The sequence below is a fragment of the Brevibacillus sp. LEMMJ03 genome (genome assembly GCF_007197875.1).
GTDB lineage: Bacteria > Bacillota > Bacilli > Brevibacillales > Brevibacillaceae > Brevibacillus > Brevibacillus thermoruber.
The window spans coordinates 210,351-234,326 of sequence record NZ_VKJN01000001.1 but is presented as its reverse complement, the minus strand read 5'-3'; the positions used below and the strand labels follow the sequence as shown (position 1 = coordinate 234,326).

The 23,976-nt window shown below is 59.4% G+C and carries 24 protein-coding genes and 1 riboswitch; of the genes, 8 read left to right on the top strand and 16 right to left on the bottom strand.

All coding sequences use genetic code 11. The features are described from left to right. Positions 1-17 precede the first annotated feature (17 nt). Entirely contained in the window at positions 18-869 is an 852-nt protein-coding gene (dat, locus tag FOI68_RS01095) for a D-amino-acid transaminase (protein WP_029099442.1), read from the top strand. A 390-nt stretch (positions 870-1,259) separates the two neighbouring features. On the opposite strand, the gene FOI68_RS01090 is transcribed toward dat, so the two are convergent. From FOI68_RS01090 to gcvT, 8 genes are all read right to left on the bottom strand, one after another. Continuing rightward, the gene (locus FOI68_RS01090; protein ID WP_143862108.1) at positions 1,260-2,297 is read right to left on the bottom strand and encodes an MFS transporter; all 1,038 of its coding nucleotides are present in this window, start codon (positions 2,295-2,297) and stop codon (positions 1,260-1,262) included. Further along, positions 2,284-2,796: a MarR family transcriptional regulator gene (locus FOI68_RS01085; protein ID WP_143862107.1), complete on the bottom strand. Its 513-nt coding sequence runs from the start codon at positions 2,794-2,796 to the stop codon at positions 2,284-2,286. The genes FOI68_RS01090 and FOI68_RS01085 overlap by 14 nt, the downstream gene beginning before the upstream one ends. Positions 2,797-3,208: 412 nt before the next feature. Continuing rightward, positions 3,209-4,039: a lipoate--protein ligase family protein gene (locus FOI68_RS01080; RefSeq protein WP_035297972.1), complete on the bottom strand. Its 831-nt coding sequence runs from the start codon at positions 4,037-4,039 to the stop codon at positions 3,209-3,211. 81 nt (positions 4,040-4,120) lie between these two features. Then, positions 4,121-5,191, bottom strand: a complete 1,071-nt coding sequence (locus tag FOI68_RS01075; protein WP_143862106.1) for an undecaprenyldiphospho-muramoylpentapeptide beta-N-acetylglucosaminyltransferase — start codon at positions 5,189-5,191, stop codon at positions 4,121-4,123. Positions 5,192-5,386: 195 nt separating this feature from the next. Then, complete coding sequence (locus tag FOI68_RS01070; RefSeq protein ID WP_143862105.1) at positions 5,387-6,286, bottom strand: class I SAM-dependent methyltransferase; 900 nt, start codon at positions 6,284-6,286, stop codon at positions 5,387-5,389. Between the two features lie 331 nt (positions 6,287-6,617). Beyond that, positions 6,618-8,090, bottom strand: coding sequence for an aminomethyl-transferring glycine dehydrogenase subunit GcvPB (gcvPB, locus tag FOI68_RS01065; RefSeq protein ID WP_143862104.1), 1,473 nt, complete (start codon positions 8,088-8,090; stop codon positions 6,618-6,620). Next, on the bottom strand, positions 8,083-9,435 hold the full coding sequence (gcvPA, locus tag FOI68_RS01060) for an aminomethyl-transferring glycine dehydrogenase subunit GcvPA (protein WP_044900246.1): 1,353 nt from the start codon (positions 9,433-9,435) through the stop codon (positions 8,083-8,085). Before gcvPA ends, gcvPB begins: the two co-directional genes overlap by 8 nt. A 40-nt stretch (positions 9,436-9,475) precedes the next feature. Next, positions 9,476-10,579, bottom strand: coding sequence for a glycine cleavage system aminomethyltransferase GcvT (gene gcvT, locus FOI68_RS01055; protein ID WP_143862103.1), 1,104 nt, complete (start codon positions 10,577-10,579; stop codon positions 9,476-9,478). A gap of 347 nt (positions 10,580-10,926) precedes the next feature. Then, a riboswitch (glycine riboswitch) is annotated at positions 10,927-11,020 on the bottom strand. Between the two features lie 219 nt (positions 11,021-11,239). On the opposite strand from gcvT, the gene FOI68_RS01050 reads away from it, so the two are divergent. The 3 genes from FOI68_RS01050 (at position 11,240) to FOI68_RS01040 (ending at position 15,147) form a co-directional block, all read left to right on the top strand. Next, positions 11,240-12,943 carry a DEAD/DEAH box helicase gene (locus tag FOI68_RS01050; protein WP_044900244.1) on the top strand — a complete coding sequence of 568 codons (1,704 nt, stop codon included), beginning with the start codon at positions 11,240-11,242 and terminating at the stop codon, positions 12,941-12,943. Between the two features lie 78 nt (positions 12,944-13,021). Next, positions 13,022-14,164 carry a YqhG family protein gene (locus tag FOI68_RS01045; RefSeq protein ID WP_143862102.1) on the top strand — a complete coding sequence of 381 codons (1,143 nt, stop codon included), beginning with the start codon at positions 13,022-13,024 and terminating at the stop codon, positions 14,162-14,164. A gap of 110 nt (positions 14,165-14,274) precedes the next feature. Then, complete coding sequence (locus tag FOI68_RS01040; RefSeq protein WP_255433297.1) at positions 14,275-15,147, top strand: hypothetical protein; 873 nt, start codon at positions 14,275-14,277, stop codon at positions 15,145-15,147. Positions 15,148-15,238: 91 nt separating this feature from the next. Here FOI68_RS01040 and FOI68_RS01035 read toward each other — a convergent pair whose 3' ends face one another. From FOI68_RS01035 to FOI68_RS01015, 5 genes are all read right to left on the bottom strand, one after another. Further along, positions 15,239-15,493: a YkuS family protein gene (locus tag FOI68_RS01035; protein ID WP_029099432.1), complete on the bottom strand. Its 255-nt coding sequence runs from the start codon at positions 15,491-15,493 to the stop codon at positions 15,239-15,241. Between the two features lie 22 nt (positions 15,494-15,515). Continuing rightward, entirely contained in the window at positions 15,516-15,677 is a 162-nt protein-coding gene (locus FOI68_RS01030) for a YqzE family protein (RefSeq protein WP_143862101.1), read from the bottom strand. A gap of 67 nt (positions 15,678-15,744) precedes the next feature. Next, a complete protein-coding gene (locus FOI68_RS01025) occupies positions 15,745-16,272 on the bottom strand; it encodes a shikimate kinase (RefSeq protein WP_143862100.1) in 528 nt (175 codons plus the stop codon). A 47-nt stretch (positions 16,273-16,319) separates the two neighbouring features. Next, on the bottom strand, positions 16,320-18,149 hold the full coding sequence (locus FOI68_RS01020) for a stalk domain-containing protein (protein WP_143862099.1): 1,830 nt from the start codon (positions 18,147-18,149) through the stop codon (positions 16,320-16,322). A 194-nt stretch (positions 18,150-18,343) separates the two neighbouring features. Continuing rightward, positions 18,344-19,309, bottom strand: a complete 966-nt coding sequence (locus FOI68_RS01015; RefSeq protein WP_143862098.1) for a helix-turn-helix transcriptional regulator — start codon at positions 19,307-19,309, stop codon at positions 18,344-18,346. A 150-nt stretch (positions 19,310-19,459) separates the two neighbouring features. Between FOI68_RS01015 and modA the strand changes: the two genes are divergently transcribed. Genes modA through FOI68_RS01000 form a run of 3 tightly spaced genes read left to right on the top strand, consistent with a single transcriptional unit; the run spans position 19,460 to position 21,693 of the window. Beyond that, positions 19,460-20,296, top strand: a complete 837-nt coding sequence (gene modA / locus FOI68_RS01010; RefSeq protein ID WP_143862097.1) for a molybdate ABC transporter substrate-binding protein — start codon at positions 19,460-19,462, stop codon at positions 20,294-20,296. Continuing rightward, a complete protein-coding gene (gene modB / locus FOI68_RS01005) occupies positions 20,293-20,979 on the top strand; it encodes a molybdate ABC transporter permease subunit (RefSeq protein ID WP_143862096.1) in 687 nt (228 codons plus the stop codon). Before modA ends, modB begins: the two co-directional genes overlap by 4 nt. Positions 20,980-20,994: 15 nt before the next feature. Beyond that, a complete protein-coding gene (locus FOI68_RS01000) occupies positions 20,995-21,693 on the top strand; it encodes an ATP-binding cassette domain-containing protein (RefSeq protein ID WP_143862237.1) in 699 nt (232 codons plus the stop codon). 103 nt (positions 21,694-21,796) lie between these two features. On the opposite strand, the gene FOI68_RS00995 is transcribed toward FOI68_RS01000, so the two are convergent. After that, the gene (locus FOI68_RS00995; RefSeq protein WP_029099425.1) at positions 21,797-22,561 is read right to left on the bottom strand and encodes a LamB/YcsF family protein; all 765 of its coding nucleotides are present in this window, start codon (positions 22,559-22,561) and stop codon (positions 21,797-21,799) included. 132 nt (positions 22,562-22,693) lie between these two features. Next, positions 22,694-23,050: a YlbG family protein gene (locus FOI68_RS00990; protein WP_029099424.1), complete on the bottom strand. Its 357-nt coding sequence runs from the start codon at positions 23,048-23,050 to the stop codon at positions 22,694-22,696. Between the two features lie 103 nt (positions 23,051-23,153). On the opposite strand from FOI68_RS00990, the gene FOI68_RS00985 reads away from it, so the two are divergent. Then, the gene (locus tag FOI68_RS00985) at positions 23,154-23,477 is read left to right on the top strand and encodes a hypothetical protein (protein ID WP_143862095.1); all 324 of its coding nucleotides are present in this window, start codon (positions 23,154-23,156) and stop codon (positions 23,475-23,477) included. On the opposite strand, the gene FOI68_RS00980 is transcribed toward FOI68_RS00985, so the two are convergent. Next, the gene (locus FOI68_RS00980) at positions 23,472-23,927 is read right to left on the bottom strand and encodes a YlbF/YmcA family competence regulator (RefSeq protein WP_029099422.1); all 456 of its coding nucleotides are present in this window, start codon (positions 23,925-23,927) and stop codon (positions 23,472-23,474) included. The genes FOI68_RS00985 and FOI68_RS00980 overlap by 6 nt on opposite strands. Positions 23,928-23,976 lie beyond the last annotated feature (49 nt).

The window sequence follows — 23,976 nt, the reverse complement described above, 5'->3', positions numbered from 1 at the left end:
TGAAGGAGGATTTCGCCATGCTGTATGTGGATGGCAAATGGGTCGAGGCTGACGAACTGGCCGTACACCCGGAAGACCGCGGCTACAACTTCGGAGACGGGATATATGAAGTAGTCCGCATTTACAAAGGGAAAATGTACCAGTGGGACGCCCACTTGACCCGTCTGTTCCGCAGCGCGCGGGAGATCAAGCTGGACCTGCCCTGGACGGCGGCGGAACTGACCGACATCGCCCAGCAGTTGATCGCCAAAAACAACCTGACGACGGACGATGACGCCACCCTCTACCTGCAGGTGACGCGCGGCGTCGCTCCTCGCCTGCACGATATCCCGAGCGGCATCCGGCCGGTCATCATGGGATTCGTCCGGCGCAAGGAACGCCCGCTGGCCGATATGAAAAAGGGACTGACCGCCAAACTGGTGGAAGACATCCGCTGGCTCCGCTGCGACATCAAAACGCTGAACCTGCTCGGAGCCGTGCTGGTGAAGCAGTACGCCAAGGACGCCGGCGCCCAGGAATCCATTTTGCACCGCAACGGCATCATTACCGAGTGCAGCGCCTCCAACCTGTTTGCGGTCAAGGACAACGCCCTGTACACCCACCCCGCCGACCATCTGATCCTGCACGGCATCACCCGGCAAACCGTCATCGACCTGGCAAAGGCAAACGGCATTCCGGTGCATGAGGAGGCGTTTGACATCCAGTTCCTCAAGCAGGCGGATGAGCTGTTCCTCTCCAGCACGACGGCGGAAGTCATGCCCATTGTCGCCGTGGACGGCCAACCGGTTGGCAGCGGCCAGGTAGGCCCGATGGTGCAAAAACTGCAGCAGTTGTTCGAGCAGCACATCTATTCCGAGGTGCTCGTGTAATACGCAGAAACACCCCCTACTTTCCTATCTACGTAAGTGAAGCGGCTATCCGTATCGGGTAGCCGTTCCGTTTTTTCCGCCTTGCCTGCAAAAACCGGTATTCCTTTGTATCTTTGGAACGGAAGACATCCGCCGGCAGATTGTCCCCTGTGCCGTCAAACATCCCTTGGCAAGAATCAGGAACGGGATGGGTACCAGTGCCTCCCGCTCCCGTTGCTCCAGAAATCGGGGCAGCCGTTCGCAAGGAGGAGAATTCATCATGCCCAAACAAGCCCACCGCTGTTTGCAGCCGGTGGTCTTGTACTGTTCTGCGTGATCCGAACGGTGGGGTCATGTCCGTGCAACCCGTACGTCAATGATTCTGCTTCTTTGCTGCTACTTTTTTTCTGCTCATTCGACAGCCTCGTTCACGTTTTGGGGGCGAATCCGCGGCCACAATCCCCAACTCACCCATGCAAACAACGCTCCCAGCAGTCCAAAGACGACGACAGCTTCCATTTTCGCTAGCAGCCAGCCCGATATGACAGGTCCGGCGGCCATTCCCATGTACCGGATAAAATGAAACAGTCCCATTGCACTGCCCCTGTTGTGCTCAAATTCATTTGCCATCATTGTCGAGTACAAAGGGGTTATGACACCTATACAGATCCCGTACATCACCAGAGCCGTAAACATCCCGATTAAAGAAAATGAATGGGTTACGGCAAAAAGCAGAATGCTGCCTGCCGCCACGACGTTTCCGCCTGCACACAGATTCTTGAGCGGAATTCTGGCTTGCAGATAGGTAAAGATCATGCTTCCCGCCATTGTGCTTACCGCCAGTGGCAGATAAAGCAGCCCTACCATTTTCAGGCTTGCATGATAGTGATCCGTCAACAAGACAGGCAGGTATACAATCACGGCGAAATACACGAAGAAAAACAGGAAACTCGAGATCAGAATCGAGCTGCCTATCTTGTTTGTGAAAATGCCGCCATAGTGATTCAGGAGCCTGCCTATCCTGACAGATTGTTTCCCTTCCGGAGTATCTTTCGGGAAAAAAAGCTGATGGGTCAACAGGAGAATGGCGGAAGCGATTGCGAGAAACCAGAAGATCCCGGGATAGCCATACCGTTCTCCCATCAATCCTCCCAGTACCGGGGCTACAGCAGGCGCAACAGACAGCAGCATTTGATACGTCCCCATCGCTTTTCCGCGTTGGCTTCCCTGAAATAACCTTCCAACGAGCGGTCCGAGAACCATTTGCATGATCGCGGTAACGAAAATAAACAGCGATACCGACAGATTCACCATGTTCATGGAAACCTGGAAAGAGTCCCTGATCAGGGGAATGATGGGCGAATAAATATTTTGGTTTAACGATGCAAAGAAGGCGCTGATACAAACCAGATACAAAATGAACGCGGCACTTCCGTTAGCGCTCTTCATCAAGGGTCCCCTGCCTTTCCGTCAGTTCCTCCTGGATTCGGATGGTCAGATCTCGGAGGAATTTTACAATGGCATGCCGCTCCATCTCTGTAAAGCGATCAAGAAACTGGTAGAACTGTTGTTCTTTCCGCTTGTGAATCGCTTCGTGCATCTGAAACACTTGCCGTCCTTTTGGCGTCAGTCGAAAATACACTTCTTTCTTGTTGTCCGTGAATTGGAAGCGTTTAATAAGGTCTGCTTCCAACAATTTTGTCGTAATTTTTGTAATGTTTGCTTTGGACAAATTCATTTTTTTGGCAATGGCACTGTTGTTGATCGGTTCATGCCGACCGATACAGTCAATGACATGAATACTTGTCATATTTCGGGGGAGAAGTTTTCCTTGTTCACCTGTCGCTTGATTCACAAACTCCTGAATATCGGTATCCGCCTTTTGCTCGTTCAGGTGCAGCAGCCTCACATACAGGTCATAAATCAGCTCGTTTGTCAGATCAGACATTGTTCCTGTACTCCCTTCGAATTTATCGTCCACATTTCTTCTGTAAAAATTGTTCACTAGGAAACAAAATCATCTTATTCCTTGTTACCTTATAATGTCAATGACCCTTTTTTGATTACATAAGTAAGAAGCAGTTGATAAGTGAGCAGATATAGTTTACTTGTGAACAAAATATTTTTCGATACCCAACCTTTGTACACACGCAGTCCCTTTATTCCATGATTCGATTTATTTTACCCCAAGCATCTTCTTATCCTTGGACGTTGGCATGACCTATCCGGCGTTGTTTTTGTCACAAAAGAACATGAGAAAAAAAGCTCTCAGGTGCCGATGGTTTGGCCCCTGAGAGCTTTTGTCAAATCCGCATGCGTCCATTTGTTTACCTGTTTTCCCCCGGCGAAAAACCTGTCCGTCAGCGGCGGAAGTTCCACTCGTCGGCGGCGTAGCGGGTACGGACCAGTTCTTCGGCCAGTGCCGTTTCTTCGGGCGTCAGCTCTCCCGGAACCAGCTCCACCTCCAGACCGGATGCGAATCCGTCGCGGAAGGCTTCCACAGCCTCCTGCAGGCCGATGGGCCGGGGGCTTACCTCGTTGATCGTCACCGCCTTTTGCCGGAAGCTCTCCATCATGCGCTGCTTCACCCGCTCGGACGGGAAGTTGAGCAGCGAAAAGAGCAGCTCGACGTCCATCTCCAGGAGAATCGAACCGTGCTGCAGGATCACGCCTTTTTGCCGCGTCTGGGCGCTGCCCGCCACCTTTTTGCCCTCCACCACCAGTTCGTACCAGGAGGGGGAATCAAAGCAGGCCGACGAGCCGGGCGAGCTGTACTTTTCCTTTTCCTCCTCGGTGGCCAGCGAGACCATCTCCGCGCGCAGGCCGAGCCGTTGAAACCCGTGCAGGAGGCCCATGCTGATCACCTTGTACGCTTCCGTCACGCTGGACGGCATCTTCGGATGGCTTTCCGAAACGACGACGCTGTAGGTCAGCTCCTGATCGTGCAGGACGGCCCGTCCCCCGGTCGGACGGCGGACAAAGCCCAGCCCGCGCTCACGCAGCGCCTCCAGGTTGATCTCCTTGGCCGCCTTTTGAAAGTAGCCGATCGACAGGGTCGCCGGATTCCACGTGTAAAACCGGACGGTCGGCGGTACCTTTCCTTCGCTGTGCAGTTGCAGAATCGCCTCGTCGACAGCCATGTTCATGGCCGGCGGCATGGCTTCCGTGACGATAAAACGCCATTGTTCCATAGTTCGACCTCCTCTTGCCCCATCCATTGTACGCCGCCGGCAGCCGGGACGGCAAGGGACGGATGGGCTGTCTGCGGCTGGCTAGCGGCCGGCCGCCGCTTTGATCACCCCAAGCAGCCGGGACAGGGGATCGCCCAGTTCCGCCTGTTCCATCCGCCGCGCGAACTCCCCACGCTTGTCGGCCACACGCTGGACGGCAGCCAGAAAGGCCGAATCGCTCCAGCCTTCCTCTTCCATCACTTCGCAAAACCCCTGCCGCTCAAACGACCGGGCGTTTTGGACCTGATCCCCCCTGCTGGCCGCCTGGGAGAGCGGGATCAGCAGCATCGGCTTGCGCAGGGCGAGAAACTCGAAAATCGCATTGGAGCCGGCACGGGAAACGACAAGGTCCGCGATCGCCAAGAGATCGGCCAGTTCCTCCTGCACGTACTCGTATTGGCGGTAGCCGGGCAGGTGCAGGGCAGCGTCCACCTGCCCCTTGCCGCAGATGTGGACGATCTGAAACCGCTCCAGCAGCGCTTCTGCATTGTCGCGAATCGCCCGGTTTATCCGCTGCGAGCCCAGACTGCCGCCCATGACCAACAGCACCGGCCTGCCCGGAACAAATCCGGTCAGCGCATAGCCTCGCTCTCTTGTTCCCCGCTTCAGTTCCTCCCGCACCACCGCTCCGACATGCTCCCCCTTGCCGCCAGGGATGTGGGAAAGCGTGTCAGGAAAGGTGGTGCACACTGTCCGCGCAAAGGGAATGGCGATCCGGTTGGCGAGACCGGGAGTCAGGTCGGACTCGTGAAGCACGACCGGCACGTTGTGCAGCCGGCTTGCGAGCACTACGGGCACCGATACGAACCCGCCTTTGGAAAAGACGACGTCCGGACGGATGAATCGCAGCAGCCGATGCGCCTGCCACACCCCTTTGAGCACCCGGAGAGGATCGGATGCGTTTTTCCAATCGAAGTAACGGCGCCACTTGCCGGTGGCAATCCCGAAATAGCGCACGCCTTCGATACGGGTGACCAGTTCCCGCTCAATCCCCGCCTCCGACCCGATGTAGGCGACCTTCCAGCCTTCCCGCAAAAAATGCGGCATCAGCGCGAGATTGACGGTCACATGCCCGGCAGATCCTCCACCTGTAAAGACGATCCGTTTGCGCATGCCTCATCGTTCCTTTCCCCACGTCTCCGTACGTTCTCCTCCCATCTTACCACATGATGCAGCGGCCTGCCGTCGTCGCCGTCCGTGAAACCGGCGGGATGAACAGGCCCGCTGCCTCTTGGTGAACCAAGTATACAAAAAAAGCCGGGCACTCCACCCGGCGCACATGATCCCATGAATCGGGGCGGCCATTTTTTACGCGACAGCCCACGCAAAGCGCACGTGATTGCTCGCCTGATAACCGTCCGTTCGGCTCTGGAAATAGCGTTCCTGGATGTCGGACGGGCTTGCGTTTTCATGAAGACGGAGCCCCACACGTTCCAATTCGACAGCCAGCGTTGACGGGTCGAGGGTCGTTTTCATCGGCTCGCCGATCTTTAGCAGCCCCTCCCGCATCTCTTTCATGTGCGGCGTATCTTCTTCCGGCACAAAGTAATCGAAAATCACCGCACTGCCCGCGGGGGCCATGTCGGCAATGGAACGAAGCGTTGCGAACACCTCGTCTCGCGTCAAGTACATGGTGACACCCAGCCAGCTAAAAAAGCTTTTCGTCTGCACATCGTACGACGTTCCCCTGAGTGCATCAGCCAGACTCTCCTTTGTGAAATCCACAGGCACAAAGTGGAGATGTGACGGGATGTCCCATTTCAATTCAGCCAGCCGATTGCGTTTGAAGGCTTGCGTGGCGGGGTGGTCTACTTCAAATACCTGCACCTGGCGCAGGAGATCGGGACGGCGAAACGCAAACGTATCCAACCCGGCCCCGAGTATTACATACTGCCCCACCCCTTGTTGTACCGCCAGCTCAAGGTTGTCTTCCGCATATCGTGAGCGGCTGAGAACATGAGGCAGCCCCATGGCCTGCAATAACGACCGCAGGGGGGCTGCCGCCTGGCCGGAGCGTGCCAGGCTGCTTTCCGGAACGTGAATCTGGAGAGCCTTGGCCAATCCCTGTTCAATGAGGGCACGCCTTTCCTCTGGTATCAACTGGAAGGCGAGAAAGTCATCAAAAATTTTAGGGGTGTCATTCATGGCATGGTAGGCGCGCAAGTAGGCGGTCATGATCGCGGTCAGACTGACGTGGTCTTCTTTCATGGGCATCTCCTCCTTGTAGAGCCGATCTCCCAGGGAATGGAAAGATGGCATTTACAAAGAAGTATACCAAACCCACAGTATATTTCAATCGTTAAATTTTAATCATATCACAAAATTAAAATTTTGTCAAGGTGTGTCTCTCAGAAGAAGATCGTTCTCATGATACGCATGAACAGCCGGCTGCATGCTTTTCATTGAACGATCTCCCTGATTAACCGTCGGCCCAGGTCCTCTGCCTGTGATTTTCGCAACCTGCCGGGAGACCTCCTCATGGCGAACCGTATGGGGGCAAAACGAAAACCGCCCGAAAAAAGCGGGCGGTTTCAATCGGTTACGCTTGTTCCGGCTGGTAGCGGAGGATCGGCTTGCGAGCTGCCGTCGCTTCGTCGAGGCGCTTCACCACGGTGGTGTGCGGTGCTTCCTGGACGATTTCCGGGTTTTCTTCGCACTCGCGGGCGATCTGCAGCATGACGTCGATAAACTCGTCGAGCGTTTCCTTTGTCTCCGTCTCTGTCGGCTCGATCATCAGGCATTCGTCGACGATCAGCGGGAAGTAGATCGTCGGCGGGTGGTAGCCGAAGTCAAGCAGACGCTTGGCGATGTCCAGCGTACGGACGCCCAGCTTTTTCTGGCGGACGCCGGAGAGGACAAACTCGTGCTTGCAGACGCGGTCGTACGGCAGCTCGTAGGCCTGTGCCAGCTTTCTCATCATGTAGTTGGCGTTCAGCACGGCGTTTTGCGATACCTGCAGCAGCCCTTCCGGCCCCATCGTGCGGATGTAGGCGTAGGCGCGGACCAGGATGCCGAAGTTGCCGTGGTAGCCTTTTACGCGGCCGATGGACTGGGGACGGTCGTTGTCCCAGTAGTACGTGCCGTCCGCTTTTTTGCCCACGATCGGGGCCGGCAAAAACGGCTCCAGAATCTTTTTCACCCCGACCGGACCGGCGCCGGGGCCGCCGCCGCCGTGCGGGCCGGTAAAGGTTTTGTGCAGGTTGAGGTGGACGACGTCAAAGCCCATGTCGCCCGGCCGGGCAATGCCCAGAATCGCGTTGGCATTGGCCCCGTCGTAGTACAGCAGGCCGCCCGCTTCGTGGACGATCCGGGCCATTTCCACGATGTCTTCCTCAAACAGGCCGAGCGTGTTAGGGTTGGTCAGCATCAGCGCCGCCGTATCCGGGCCGACTGCCTGGCGCAGCGCTTCGATGTCCACCAGGCCGCGCTCGTCGGACGGAATCGTCACCGTTTGCAGGCCGGCGACCGCCGCGGAAGCCGGGTTGGTGCCGTGGGCGGAGTTGGGCACGATCACCTTCGTGCGCTGATGATCGCCGCGGCTCTCGTGGTACGCGCGGATCATCATCAGCCCGGTCCACTCGCCGGCCGCCCCCGCCGCAGGCTGCAGGGTTACCGCGTCCATCCCGGTGATTTCCGCCAGGTCATTCTGCAGGTTGTACATCAGCTCCAGGGCGCCCTGGACGCTTTCTTCCGGCTGATAGGGGTGGGTTTGGGCGAAGCCCGGATAGCGGGCCACGTCTTCGTTGATTTTCGGATTGTATTTCATCGTGCACGAACCGAGCGGGTAAAAGCCGTTGTCCACCCCGTGGTTGCGGCGGGACAGCTCGGTGTAGTGACGCACGAGCTGCAGCTCGGACACCTCCGGCAGTTCGGCCGGCGTCTCGCGGATCAGATGCTTGGGCAGCAGCGCGGCCACGTCGGCTTCCGGCACGTCGAGCGCCGGCAGGTTGTAGCTCACGCGGCCCGGTTTGCTCAGTTCAAAAATGAGTGCTTTGTCCTTGTCGTTACGCACGTGTGATCGCCTCCAGTTCCTGCGCCAGCGTGTCGATTTCGTCTTTCGTCCTCAGCTCCGTGACGGCGAGCAGCATGTGGCCGGCCAGTTCCGGATAGGCGAGGCCGAGGTCGTACCCGCCGAGAATGCCCTTCGCGAGCAGCGCTTTGTTCACCTCTGCGACCGGTTTGGACAGCTCCACCGCAAATTCGTTGAACATCGGCGCTCCGAAGGTAATCCGGAATCCCTTCGCCTGCAGCGCCTGCTTGGCGTAGTGGGCTTTTTGCAGGTTCATCATCGCCATCTCCTGCACGCCCTGCTTGCCCAGCGCCGTCAGCGTGATCGACGCGGCCAGCGCCAGAAGCGCCTGGTTGGAGCAGATGTTGGAGGTGGCCTTTTCGCGGCGGATGTGCTGTTCCCGCGCCTGCAGGGTCAGGACAAACCCGCGCTTGCCGTTTTCATCCTTCGTCTGGCCGACGATTCGTCCCGGCATTTTGCGCATCAGTTTGGACGTGGTGGCGAAATAGCCGCAGTGCGGTCCGCCGAACGAAGCCGGGATGCCGAACGGCTGCATGTCGCCGGTGACGATGTCGGCTCCCAGCTTGCCCGGCGCTTCCAGCACGCCGAGGGAGAGCGGGTTGGCGGAGACGACCAGAAGCGCTCCCTTGCCGTGCGCGATCGGCTCGATGGCCGCCAGGTCTTCCACGCCGCCAAAGAAGTTGGGGTACTGGACGATGACCGCGGCGGTCTGTTCGTCAACCAGCGCCTCCAGTTCCGCGAGATCGGTCACGCCGTCGCCGGTGAAGCCCGCTTCGATCAGTTCGACGCCTTGTCCGTAGGCGTACGTTTTCAGCACACTGCGCGCCTCCGGATGCACGGCCCGGGAGACGACCACCTTTTTTTTGCCGGTGTGGCCGGCCGCCATCATTGCCGCTTCGGCGAGCGAGGTGGCGCCGTCGTACATGGAGGAGTTGGCCACCTCCATCCCGGTCAGCTCGCACACCATCGTCTGGAATTCAAATATGGCCTGCAGCTCCCCCTGGCTGATCTCCGGCTGGTACGGCGTGTAGGCGGTGAAAAACTCGCCGCGCAGCAGCATGTGGTTGACGACGCTGGGGATGTAATGCTGGTACACGCCGGCGCCCAGGAAGTTGACGTGGGTGCTGAAGTTGGCGTTCTTGCTGGACAGCCCCTGAAAGTAGCGGACCAGTTCCGGCTCGGAGAGGGCTTCCGGGATGTTCAGGCTCCCTTTGAAGCGCACCTCTTCCGGGATGTCGGCAAACAGTTCATCCACGCTGGAAATGCCCAGCGCTTCCATCATTTCGCGCTTGTCCTGATCGGTCTGCGGCAGGTAACGGTATTTCACGTGCGAGGTCCTCCTTTTCCACCCTTGCGATTCTGAGTCGTCAGTTTTTCGGCCGTTTGTAGAACGGAGTGGCCACGACTTCCGCCTTGAGGCGCTTGCCGCGGATCTCCACGTCCAGTTTCGTGCCAATGGCGGCGAATTCCGCTTTGACCAAGGCCAGCCCCACGTTCTTTTTCAGTGTCGGGGACTGGGTCCCGGTCGTCACTTCCCCCACCTGTTGGTCGTCGACGAACACCGGATAATGCGTGCGGGGGATGCCGCGGTCGATCATTTCGATCCCGACCAGTTTGCGGGGCGCTCCGTGTTCCTTTTGCGCCTTCAATACTTCCTGGCCGATAAACGGCACGTCCTTGTCCACCTTGACGGCAAATCCGACGCCGGCCTCAATCGGCGTGACGTCCTGGCGCAGTTCCTGACCGTAGAGCGGCAGCCTGGCCTCGAAGCGGAGCGTGTCGCGCGCCCCCAGGCCGCACGGCACAAGACCGTCCTCTTTACCTGTCTCCAGGAGCTTCTCCCACACCTGGATGGCGTGAACAGCGTCCAGGTAAATCTCGAAGCCGTCTTCGCCCGTGTACCCGGTGCGGGAGACGAGCGCGGGCACACCGTCAATCAGCACGTCCCGTTCAAAGCGAAAGAAGCCGATCTGCGACAGGTCGGTGGGCGTCAGCCGCTGCAGGATGGACTCCGCCAGCGGTCCCTGCAGGGCGAGCTGGGCCGTTTGCGGGGAGATGTTTTCGATCGAGACGCCGTCGATCAGATGCTGGGAAAGCCAGTCATAGTCCTTGTCGATGTTGGCCGCGTTGATCACCAGCAGGTAGTGGTCGTCGGCAAACTTGTACACGAGCAGATCATCCACCGTTCCTCCGTCCGGATAGCACATCACGCTGTACTGCGCCTGGCCCGGCACCAGTTTGGAGACGTCGTTGGTGGTCATGCGCTGCAGGTATTCCAGCGCCCGCTCGCCTTTTACCTCCACTTCCCCCATGTGGGATACGTCGAACATTCCTGCCTTCGTCCGCACCGCTTCGTGTTCCTGGGTGATGCTGGAAAACTGGACCGGCAGCTCCCATCCGCCGAAGTCGATGGTTTTCGCCCCGTACTTCTCGTAAATCGGGAAAAGCGGCGTGCGTTTCAAAGTGGACATGCGGCACCTCCTGAACCGATTGAACTGTTTGTTGAAAGATGAACACAGCCGGCAAAGTCCTCCGACGATCAAGCCGGGTCCTTTGCGGCGGAAGTGTGGGCCGACGCAGCTCGGCATTGCGCCGGAGTGCTTCGCCTCGCGCCCGGAACGTGACCAAAGTGAAGAGGGACGCGTTCACACACGCAAAAAAGGACAGGGTGGGAGAACGGAAAACGCCAAAAAAGACGGCGCCCCCATGTCTCCCCCTCTGTCCTTGGTACCTGAGAGTTGCCTTGCGCAGGCGGGCCATCCGGCGCCGCTGGCAAGTTTCCCCGTTGGTGGCTCCTGCCGAGCTCTCTCCAGAGATGCGTCAAGTAGAGGTACTTTTGCCTGAGAGATTCACCGCTGCCGGCTTGCTCCTTCGGCGCTGTCCGAAAGACAGTCTCTCCCTTCTACTATCATTCGCGTTGGATGTTGGGCCATACATAACTTTTTCAATTGATTCCATACTAAACAACGAACCTACACGTTTATCCTACCACGAGCGTGCTTTTTTGAAAATATGCAAATTGACATTCAACTCATGATTTCGTTAACAATTTTTTCTCCAAGACAAATATTGTTAACAATCAGCTCATCATCTTCATAATAATTGGCATCCTTTAGTAAAGAGGTGCAAAAATGACGAATATTCCTGTTTCGTTCGACACGAAATGGATGGATTTGCTAACGGAGCGCATGCGGCAGGACGGCCCCTGGGACAAATGGGAGCTGTTCCAGCTTGCCCTGGAAGCGGAAGAAGCCTTGGCCGTGCGCGAGTTTGACCAGCTCCAATGCCTCAAGTATCTGCCTTCGCTCAAGCCCTATCCGCACCAGCTCAAAACGGCGGAACGCGTGCTGAACGAGCTGCGCGGCCGGGCCATCCTGGCCGACGAAGTGGGGCTGGGCAAAACGATCGAGGCCGGGCTGATCATGAAGGAATACATGGTCCGCGGCCTGGCGAAGAAGATTCTGGTGCTGGTTCCCGCCTCCCTGGTGATTCAGTGGACCAAGGAGCTGAACCAGAAGTTCGGCATCCCCGCCATCGCCCAGAAAAAAGAGTACATGTGGCGGCAGTACGACGTGGTGGTAGCCTCCATCGACACGGCCAAGCGCGATCCGCACCGACGCCACGTGCTGGACATCGACTACGACATGCTGATCATCGATGAAGCGCACAAGCTGAAGAACAAGCGGACGCGCAACTACCAGTTCGTCAAGGAAATCCGCAAAAAATACTGCCTGCTCCTGACCGCCACGCCGATCCAGAACGAGATGGACGAGCTGTACAACCTGATCAACCTGCTGAAACCGGGCCATCTCGGCCACACCAGCACCTTTGCCACCAACTACGTGGAAGGCAGGCGGCAGGCGAAAAACAACGAGCAGCTCAAGCACGAGCTGGACAAAGTGATGATCCGCAACAAGCGGAGCGACGGCGGCATCCAGTTTACCAACCGCCGTGTGCGGTCCATCCCCATCGAGCTGTCACCGGAGGAAAAGGCCCTGTACGACGGGGTCACCCGCTTTGTCAAAGAGCAGTACCACTCCGGGACGGGCGGCTTCAACTCGCTCGCCTTGATCACCCTGCAGCGGGAGGTCTGCTCCAGCCGGGAAGCCGCGTTCATGACGCTGTACAGCATGCACCAGCGCACCCCCGAGGACTCCCCGGCGAGAGACGAGATTATGGAGCTGGTGGAGCTGATCAAGCGGATCGAGACCCACTCCAAGGCGGCGAAAACCGTGGAACTGATCCGGGAGATCAACGACAAGGTGATCATCTTCACCGAGTACCGCGCGACGCAAAACTACCTGCAAAAGTACCTGCATGAACACGGGATCACCTCCGTGCCGTTTCGCGGCGGATTCAAGCGGAGCAAAAAAGACTGGATGACCGACCTGTTCCAAAACCGGGCGCAGGTGCTGATCGCCACCGAGGCGGGCGGCGAAGGGATCAATCTGCAGTTCTGCAACCAGGTGATCAACTACGACCTGCCCTGGAACCCGATGCGCGTGGAACAGCGGATCGGCCGCGTCCACCGGCTGGGGCAGCAGCGGGACGTCCACATCTACAACCTGTCCACCGTGGGCACGATCGAACAGCACATCCTCAACCTGCTCTACGAAAAGATCGACCTGTTCGAAATGGTGATCGGCGAGCTGGACGACATCGTGGAGCGGCTCAACCTGAATCAGTCGCTGGAGGAAAACCTCATCCGCATCATCATGGACTCCCGCTCCGAGCGGGAAATGGCCGTCAAGCTGGACAACATGGGCCAGGCGATCCGCGCCATCCGGGAGGCGGGCCGGCCGCGTGACGCGCTGCCGGAAGCGGCGGAGCACTAACCGATCCTGGTTGGCGGCCGGGAAACCGGCACGCCAGTGTTTCTTTCAGACAAGCCGACTACGGGAGGTGAACGACGCATGCAGCAAGAGCAGATACGCCAATTCACGGAGCGCTACCTGGCCGCCTTTTCCGCCCATATCGTGGAGACGCATCCCGACTACCTGACGGTGAAGCTGCCGGTCGAGGTGGACAAAGACATAGGCAACCGGCCGTTTTACTGGAGTTGGGTGGAGAAAATGAACCTGCCCTACCAGCCGCTGGTGCTCACCTTTTGCTTTGACCGCGAACGGATGCCGGAGGGACTGCGCGCGGAGCACCTCCATCTCGGTGCGGGGCGGCTGCAGCAGATCTTTCAATCCGCTCGCAAGCACGGCAGCTTCGTCTGCATGTACGAACAAGCGGCGTCCCCCCGTCCGGGCGCCCGGCGCACCACACCGCTCGTCCCCTGGCTGGGGCTGAACTGGAAAGTCTCCTTCATTTGCGACAAAAAGCGGGACATGCTGCTCCATTTCGGGATCAACCTGCACCAGCCCGAGATCGTTTCCAACTTTTACCCGTTCCTGCTGCAGCTTTCGCTCACCCCGTCCATCCCGGACTACTGCTACACGCTGGAAAGGCGCCTCTCCCTGGCGGAGGCCGCCGCAATCGCCGAACAGGAGACCCGCCGCCTGCTGGCCGCAGAGGACGGACGCTGGGCGGAGGAGGCGCGGCAGCGGCTGGACGAGGAGCTTCAGATTCTGGAGGGATACTATGCCGAGCTGGCCCCCCGTGAACTCGACAGCGGCGAGGCGGATGGTGACGAGCCCGGCGCAGGCGGCGGGGAGAGCGGCGGCAGTGAACCGGACGCTATTTCCCCTCCGTGCGGCCTGGCGAAGACGCAGGAAGACGCCGCGCGGACGAGCGAATCCGTCCCGGCTTCCCCTGTCCCGTTTGCTCCCCGCTCCGCCCAGCCTGCGCCCGAGCCGTCCGCTGCCGAGGAGGAGCACCGGAGAGGCGGCGGACGCATCCTGGACTTTTTGCGGGCCAACGGCATTCCCGAGACGCCGCGCGAAGAGATCGTCCAGGAAGAGTGGCGCAGCAGCACGCCGGAAGAGGAAAAGCGGCGGCGCATGGAGGAACTGCGCTGGCAGTACGAGCCTCGCATCGAGGTGCAGTTCCTGAACGGCGGGCTGTTTTACCTGCAATCCACGCCTCCCGCCAAAAACCGGCGAAATCTGTAAAAGAAGAGCGAGAAAAAACGATCGCGAAGAGACAGCAAGCAACAAATCTTTTTCGTCAACCTGGTTACAATAGGTACCAAGAAGCCTTTTGCAGAAGGTGGTGCATGCTTGTGGCCAGACGAATGACCCGATCCGTATGTGCACTGCTCTGTGCTCTCGCTGTCGCGTGGCCTGCCGTCACGCGCGCCGAAGAACCGGATTGGGACAAGCGTTTTCACACACAAGTTCAACAGTGGATGAAGACAATCGTCGAGCGGGACCCGCAGTTCCGCGACTGGACAAACGCCCGGATCGATGCCCAATCGCTCGGCGCCAACCAGCATCAGTGGCTGGTCAGCGTCACGCGGGACGGCAGGCAGGTGGGCTACATGGTGGTTGGCGAATCGCCCGCCCCCGGAAAACAGCCGACGTTTGTGCTGCTCGAATACGGGGTCGGCGAATACATTTTGTTTGACGACGCGTTTGCCCCGCGCGCAGTGGCGGCGGAACCGGTCTATGACGGATTCGCCTCCCACTGGCTGGTCGCGCGTCAAGAGCATCGGGAGCTGGTGGACGCCAAGACGGGCGAAGCATACCCCGCTTCCGTCGCATCCGGCCCGCCGGTGATCACCACGCTGCCGGACAGCGAACTGGCCCGCCCGGAAGAACGTCTGACCGCTGCCCGCGTGCTGTCCGGGGCGGTGCAGGACCCGTTTGACCGGATCGGCTGGCTGAACGACACGTCACACAGGCGTCAGGTGACCTGGACGGACCTCTGGCAAAAAACGACGTCCGGGCCGGTAACGCTTACCGTGCCGCTCTTCCAATCCGATGTGCTGGCTCCGTTCGCGGTCCAGTCGCTTCATCTGTGGAACGGCCACGCGGCATACGTCGGCGTGTGGGACGAGGGACTGCGCTTTGTGCCGTACGCCTACGCGATGAAAGTGGGGCAGTTTCATGCCGATGATACCACCTCACACAAAACAAGCTCTCTGCCGGATTGAACCGACAGAGAGCTTTTGTCTGGTGGCTGTGTGCTGTATTTCGTCAGCCCGCCTCTTTCGTTTTTGCGCCTGGGTGCGATAATTGCGCCCGTCAGCGATGCTCCGTGGGCGACAGACGGATGTGCACCGCATGAAACACTTCCTGGGGGGTCATGCCTGCGGCGTTGATGACCGGGGCTCCGGAAATGGTCTTGCTCTGGTCGTTCAGCACGTTGACATCCTGGCCGGTGATCACAATGGCGTCCACCATGTTTTGCCAGTTGCCCAGGTCCACTACGTCATACCCGTTGTCGCGCAGCATTTTGCGGATCTGGGTAAGGGAACGTTCTACTGCCACTCTCGCCATATGCTACCTCCGTCCGATGGGATTATTTGCGCCAAAACAGCTTGATCGACATCGGAATGGCCCCGAACCAGCGCGTCGACCAGGCCTCGCGCGGGTGTTTCTGCCGGCGGCGCTCTTCCTTCGGGGTCTCCACGTACTGCACAAACAAACGGGTCAGGTACTTCAAATACTCCTGAAACGACATCACACGTGCCTCCTTCGTACGCACGGTTCCGCGCCGTTTTGCCGTGAAGGCGGAGCGCTTTCTTCCCCTAGTCTCTCCCGATCAGACCGCTTTCAACCATCCTGCCGCGGATTTCCGCCACGATTTCGGACACGTCCTTGCCGGTCGTGTCGATCTGGATGGGAGCGAAATCATACGCCCCTTTCCGCTCTGCCAACAGCCTCCGCACCCGGTCCGCCACGCCGCCGGCGAGGAGCGGACGGCCGGTGTCGCCCTCCAGGCGGCGGATCAGTTCCTGCTCCGTCGCGGACAAGGCGATCACCGTTCCCTCCTGCAGCATGAGCCGGACGTTTTCCGGACGAAGTACCGCCCCGCCTCCGGTGGTCAGCACCTGCGGTCTTTCCCGCAGCAAATCCCGCAGCGCAGCGCTTTCCGCATCCCGGAAGTACCGCTCTCCCTTTGTCGCGAACAGCTCGGGGATCGAACATCCCTCCCGCTCTGCGATCGCCTCGTCCAAATCGCGGTGCGGAATGCCCAGCGCCTGGGCCAGTGCGGAACCCACCGTGGTTTTCCCCGTTCCCATGAATCCGACGAGAATCACATTGCCGTATGTCATCGGCTGTCTCCTGCCTTTCGTAGTCGTGGATGTCTGTCTCATAATGTTTACTTCAGGGTCACGGTCTTCGCCTCTTTGTCATAGGCAGCCTGCACGCCGAGCACCTGGCTGAACAAGGAGAGCGGCGCCATCGTCCTCCCCTCGATTTCCAGCAGCGGCTGCCCCAGATCGACGCGCTGGCCGTCCCGCTCGACAACGCGTTGGCCCTTTTTGAGCACGACCTGCCGCCCCCTGCCCTGCACCACCGTCGCCTGCTTTTCCGGCGACCAAGTGACGCGGTACCCCATCCGTTCCGCCAATTCGCGCAGCGGGAGGTAGACCGTCCCGTTTTTCACCCGGGCCGGAACGGACGGGTAATAGCTCGTCCCGTTCACGAGCGTCGTCACGTACGGTTCCAGCTCCACCGGCCGCAGCGGCGCCTTGTTTTCGGCCTGGACATTGGGGACGAAGTAGCGGGCTTCTCCTTGCAGCACCTGGCCCAGCGCCTGGTCGAGGTGCTCCGGACCGATGACGCTGCCGTGGTAGGTGCGCTGCACGCGCTGCAAGAAGCGCTTGTAGGCGTCGTCGCCGATCTGCCGGCGCAGGTGGTCGTACAACAGCGCCCCTTTGGAGTACCAGGTCCAGTGAAACTCCTCTTCGCCGGCAAACTGGTTGAGCCGCTTGCCCAGCCTTCCGGACGGATAGCGCTGCTTCAGCTTGTCCGCGTCGCGGCTGTACGAGGCAAGGAGGGCGGCGGACGCCTGGGAACCGTAGCGATTCTGCAGGTAGTGATAGACGCTCATCTCCACCAGCCCCTCGTCCAGCCAGCCGTGGACCGCTTCCAGCGTGGCAACGCTGTTGTACCACCACATGTGGGCCACCTCGTGCGGCAGCCAGTGCTCGATCAGGTTGTTGCGGTACATGTCCCGCTTAAACACCGCCATGTTGGCGTACTCCATCGCATACGTCGTGCCGGGGCCGGTCTCCGCAATCGCCACCCGGGGATACGGCAGCGGGCCGTACCATTCCGTATAGACCGGAAACACGGACTGGGCGATCGCTTTGATCCGCCCGATGTTGCCCTTGTCCACTGACGCGATGTCCACCGTCAAGTTGGGCGCAAAGGTAATCGTCTCCACATGATAATGCGGGCTGCCCACCAGGGCAAAATTGAGCAGTCGGCTGCCGCGGAACCGCACTTCCTGCCGGCTGCCGGCCAGCGGCTTGGCCTCTCCACGCCCCCAGGAACTCACCCATTGGAAGCCCTTTGGCGATACAAACGACACGTCGTAATCGGCGTAATGGTAAACAAACGGATCGCCGAAATCGATCCGCTGCGGCGGGTTGTACCAGTTGCCCCGCTGGTCCATTGCACCCAGCATCGGATACCAGGTGGTCAATGTCCAGATGTCGTCCTTCACCCCAAAACGGGTGCCGCGGCGGGGAACGGGATTCTCGAAGGTGACCGTCAAGCTCCCCCGCTTCGCCGAGCCGAACGGATTGGTCAGATGGATGACCGACTGGCGCCGTTCGAACGGCAGCGGCTTGTCCCCAAAGCGAATCCCCTTGATCGCCATCGGATTCCACGGGTAGTCGTAGATAAACAGGCGAAGATCGGGTGTGCGCGGATTATCGAACTCCACCGTGACACTTCCCGTGATGGTCGCCTGTGCGGTATGCAGTTCGGCGCGAATCGTATAGGTCGGATGCAGGTCTTTCACATAGGAGGGAAGCGGCGGATTGTAGGCGAACGGATCGGCTCCCGTTTCCGCCGTCACCGGCGCGTTTTTCATGAGAAACGGCGCCAGCGCGGGCCACTTGGCAATCACACCCGCCGATGCGAAGACGACAAAAATCGTCAAACAGATCAACAAGCTCGTTTTGTGCAATGGTTTCATGTCAGCCCCCGACTCATAAGCGACAAGCACGATGCTTTTTCGCCGCAAAGCTTATCCAATTTATTGTAGCAAATCCCGACAAGGCTGAATAGAAATTCTTGCCACCCCACGCCCCCATGGCGGCGGCCCGCACGCGACGGCAGCCAACGGAAAAACAGCCGAACCCGATCGCAGGCTGCGGCTGTTTTTTGTCATTACCACGTCTCGTACATGATCTCGCCGGTGTGGGTCAAATCGTATCCCCCGATCGCGGCCAGTTCGTTGCGAAACGATGCCGACCGCAGGATGTCGCACACAAGCCGGATCAGCTCCTCGTTTTCCGCCGTTTTGAGGATGACCAGATCGTACCGCTCCCGGATCGCAGGCAGAAACTCCACCCCCACGATTCGGGCGGCCTTTTCAATCCCCACGCCGACGTCCGCCTCGCCCCTGGCTACCGCTCCGGCCACGGCGAGGTGATTGGCCTCTTCCCAGTCGTATCCCGCCACGTCCCGTCCGGCGATGCCGTGCAGCCGAAACTGTTCCTCGATCAGGGTGCGGGCTCCGGAGCCTTTTTCCCGGTTCACCATGCGCACCCCGGGTTTGACGAAATCGGCCCAACCGGCGATCCGCTTCGGGTTGCCCTCCTGGACGTAAAAACCGGCCCAGCGGGAAACCAGATTGACGATCACGAAGCGGTATCCGGACAAGATCCGCCGCACATACGGCGTGTTGTATTCCCCGGTGTCGCCGTCGAACAGGTGCGTGCTGACGACATCCGCCTCGCCCGCGTACATCGCCAGCAGGCTGTTGATGCTGCCCGCATAGGAGCGAAGCGGCCGCATCGTTTTGCCCCGCCGTTCGAGATGATTGGCCAGCATGTCGAGACTGACGTCCTGGCCGCTGATGATGACCGGACGAGACTGCGGCGCTCCCTGTGGCACGGCGCTGCGCCGCATGGGCGTCACAGCCGCCGAAGGGATCGGGGCCGCCGCGGCCGAGCCGTACTCACCCTTCGCTCTTGCCTTGTACGCTTCCAGATCGGACGCGTCCACCCGCATCTGCCGGCCGACGCGGTACGCGGGCAGTTCGCCTTTTTTGATCAAATCGTACACGGTCAATTTGGAAATCCGCAGCATCTTGGCAATTTCTTCGGTCGTGTAAGAAATGTCGTCGTTCATCGCCGCCTCCCGGATCAATTGCTGACTTGTCTTTCTCCATTTTCGTTCACCATTCGCACTTTTGCAATTGATGAAACGAACGAATTCAGATAATCTAATTATAACTAATTATTACTACATATAACAAAACAGAACTCAGGAGGACTTATCATGCGAAAACAATTGACTGCACTCTTCGCGGCGCTCAGCATGCTGTGTGCCGCCGGTTGTGGTGCACAGGCGCCATCCGACCAGCAAACCGCCCCGCAGCAGCAGCCGGCCAAGCCGGCGGAAACGACGCTGATGGTCTCGGCCGCCGCCAGCCTGACCGACGCGCTGAATGACCTGAAGTCCGCGTTTGAGCGCGAACACCCCGGAGTGACGGTCACCTACAACTTCGGCAGTTCCGGCAAGCTGGCCTCGCAAATCGAGCAGGGCGCTCCCGCCGACGTCTTTTTGTCCGCCAGCAAACAGGATATGGACAGACTGGAAGAGAAACAGTTGATTGCCAAGGACACGCGCCTTGACTTTGCCAAAAACGAGCTCGTTCTGATCACGGCCGGTTCCAGCCCACTGGCGCTTGCGTCCTTTGAAGAACTGGGCGGAGACGCCGTCAAGCATCTCGCCGTCGGCGAACCGGAGAGCGTCCCGGCCGGCCGCTACGCCAAAGAAACGCTCGAACACCTGAAGCTGTGGGACAGCCTGTCGGGCAAGCTGGTCTTTGCCAGCGACGTGCGCCAGGTCCTGACCTACGTCGAGTCGGGCAACGCCGACGCCGGCATCGTCTACGCGAGCGATGCCGCCATTTCGCCCAAGGTGAAGGTGATCGCCACAGCCAAACCGGAATGGCACAAACCGATCGTCTATCCGGGCGCCGTCGTCGCCGCCTCCCGTCAGGCGGACACCGCCAAGGCATTTCTCGAGTACTTGACCAGCGAAAAAGGCAAGGCGATTCTGCAAACGTACGGATTTCGTGATAAGGGAAAAGAACAGGAGGCGGACACATGAATCATCCCGATCTGACACCCCTGCTGCTGTCGCTGAAAGTGGCCGCCGTCTCCACCTCCATCGTATTCGTCGCCGGTCTGCTGATCGCCCGCTTCCTGACGCGAAAGCACTTCTGGGGCAAGCACGTACTGGAGTCGTTTCTGCTGCTGCCGCTGGTGCTGCCGCCCACCGTCGTCGGGTTTGGCCTCCTGCTTTTATTCGGAAAGAACGGGATGTTGGGCAAGTGGCTGTCGGAGTGGTTCGGGGTCCAGGTCGTCTTTTCGCTGACCGGCGCCGTGATCGCTTCCGTGGTCGTGTCGTTTCCGTTGATGTATCAGAGTGCCGCCGCCGCCTTCAGCGGGATCGACCGGCGGTACGAAGACGCCGCCCGGACGATGGGGGCCTCGGAGTGGCGCGTCTTCTGGACGATTTCCTTTCCGCTTGCCTGGCCGGGGCTGTTGGCCGGATTCGTGCTCTCGTTCGCCCGGGGACTGGGGGAGTTCGGCGCGACACTGATGCTGGCGGGATACATTCCCGGCAAGACCGACACGATCCCCGTCGCCATCTATTTCGCCGTGGAAGCCGGCCAGATGGACAAGGCGCTCTTTTGGGTCATCGTGATCGTCTCGCTGGGCATGGGGACGACGATGTGGCTGAACTGGTGGAGCCGACGCAGCGTCCGCCGGTTTGCCAACACGAAATGAGGCGGGAGAATGACCATGCTGTATGTCGACATTCAAAAACGGCTGCCCGACTACGTCCTGCACGCGCGGTTTACGGCGAAAGACGAGATTGTCGTCCTGTTCGGCCCTTCCGGTTCGGGCAAGACCACCATTTTGAACTGTGTGGCGGGATTGACCCATCCCGACGCCGGCCTGATCCGGCTGTCCGACACCGTCTTTTTCGACGGCCATCCGAAAAAGGCCCTGCCGCCGCAGCGGCGCAACGTGGGCTATCTCTTCCAGGACTACGCCCTGTTTCCGCATATGACAGTGGAACAAAACATCCGCTACGGGATGAAAAAGGGAACCAACCTGCGGCTTGACGAACTGCTCGCCTCCGTCGGGATCGACCGGCTGCTGGACAAATACCCGCACCAACTGTCCGGCGGGCAAAAACAGCGAGTCGCGCTGGTGCGGGCGCTGGCCACGGAACCGGACATCCTGCTCCTGGACGAGCCGCTGTCCGCCCTGGACGCAGACACACGCCGCCAGTGCCAGGATGAACTGCTCCGGCTGCACGAGATGTGGCGCATTCCGTTTCTCCTGGTCACGCACGACCGCGAAGAGGCGGAAAGGCTGGGCGACGTGATCCTCGTGACGGAGAACGGCCAGGTTCACCCCCAGCATCTTCAGCCGTCAAACAGGACGTCCCTCCACGCCGGGATCGAGCGCGAATCCTCGGGAGGGAGGAGCTGATCCGCCATGTGGAGCTGGACGGACACGACAAAAGCCGTGCCGCATCCCCGCCGCCTTTTCGATGGCGGCCGGGACGGCACGGCTTTTTCTTTCGTTCCCTTCGTTATTTGGCACTGAACGGTTCGATTTTCACGTCATGCTGTTTGGCCCAGCGGTGGAGTTCGGTGAGAAACGGCAGCAGGTCGGGGCTTTCGGCGTGTACGCAGAGCGTGTCCGCAGCCAGCGCGATGACGCTCCCGTCGACGGTTTGCACCGTCTGTTCCAGAACGAGCTGCCTCGTCTGCTGCATCTGCTCTTCCTTGCTGATCAGCACGCTGCCCTCCAGTTCGCGCGGAGCCAACCTGCCGTTTGGCAGATACGCGCGGTCGGCAAACACCTCTTCCGCCACCTGCAGGCCGTATTCCAGCCCGATCTCCACCAGTTTGCTGCCCGACAAGGCGTAGAGGATGAGGTCACCGTCGATATCGCCGATCGCCTGCACCACCGCCTCGGCCAGCTCCGGCTGCTCGGCCGCCTCGTTGTACAGCGCCCCGTGCAGTTTCACGTGATGCAGGCTCCCTCCCAGCGCCTTCGTCACACCGGACAGGGCGGCCACCTGATACAGCACCAGTTCGTACACCTCCCGCGCCGAGAGGTTCATGGAACGGCGGCCGAACCCCTGCACGTCGGGATAGCCCGGATGCGCGCCGATTTTTACCCCGTGCCGGAGCGCCGCTTCTACCGTTCTGCAGATGATGTGGGGATCGCCCGCATGCAGGCCGCAGGCGACGTTAACGGACGTAATCCACTTCATGATGCCCAGGTCCTCCGATTGCCGTCCGCGGCCGAACCCTTCCGCCATGTCGCAGTTGATATCCAGGTGAATCATGTACGCACCCGCCCTTCTGTAAACGCTGTCATTGTCAGTTTCGCTTTCCATTTCCATTTCATTTTCCATTTCTTACAGCATATCATGCCGCTCCGACCAGCAAAAGCAAAAAAGCTGCCGAAATGTGGCAGCTTAACGGACGTTTTCTGTCGAAGCGCCTGTCGGCACCAGTCCATCTTCGCTTTGCAAGGTTTCCGCCAGGGCCATGAGCTGGCTCTTCTCCTGTTTGTAATCGTATTCTTTCGCCTTGTCCGGCTTGGCGTTGTTGTACTCGATCGGAATCTCGTGTCGGTGGGACCGCTCGATTTTCGTGACGAAATGCAGCTTTTCCATCATGCGGATCGTTTCGTCGATCTGATTGGCATCGACGTACATCGACACGTAGTTTAGCCGCTTGGAGATGTAGTGAATGGTGCCAAATTTGCGTAAATTTTTGGCGGCACGCGTGTTTTTCACCCACACGGCGACCCCAAGACGTCGTTCTCTCATGCTGGTCGTCGATCTCCTTCCCGAACGTGATATAATCATTCGTAACAGACGCGTTGCGCGGTTTTGTCCCCCTTGGGAGACTCCTGGAAGCGAGGGATGGCACATGCTCCTGGACACGTACTACCAACAGCTTACGGCCGCGATCCTGCAGCAGGACTTCGCCGATCAAGCGTGCTGGCGCGTGTTCGCCGGCCAACGCTTTTTCTATGTAGCGAGTCCGCTCCCCGCCTCCCAACTGGCCGAGCGGCTGTTGGCGACGGGTGAACGGATCACGGCGGACACGAAGCTGAAACCGGAGTGCGTCTACGTGCGCTCCGCCGGTCTGCAGCACGTCTTTCGCTTTCGCTTCCTCGTGCCGCAGGAGAAGCAGTTCTGCTGCGGGAACCTGTGCGAAGACTGCTTTCTTCTCAGGCAGCCGCGGTCATGAGCGTTTTTTCACGCTGCACCCGCAGCTTCCTCCGCTGCCGCAGCCGCTGCTTTTCGCCTCCAAAAACGGGTTGTTGCTGGGGACCTTGATCGTCTCCGAGACCGCGTCGGCGATGGTTCGCCCCACCTGGTACAGCAGACGGTCCAGGTTGTCCTCCGCCCGCTTGAACGCCTGGACGGAATCCAGCATCTCGATGGACCGCTTTAACTCGCGGACCTCCTTGGATATCTGATCGTAGTCGGGATGGTATTTCCCGAACCGCTGAACATCTTCGTACTGGGCCTTTTTGCGTTCGAACAGCGCGAGCAGCCGCTGCGCCTCCTCGTCCGCTTCCATCCGCTGCTTGGCGTGGATGTACTCCGAGACCTCGCGCGAATGGTTGATCATCGTGGACAGCTCGTGTGAATGCAGGATGAGCTGGGCCATGTCCACCGTTTCCAATGCTTCCATACAGCGAGACCCCCTTTCTTGAAAGCCCTTATCTTGCATTGTACCACGA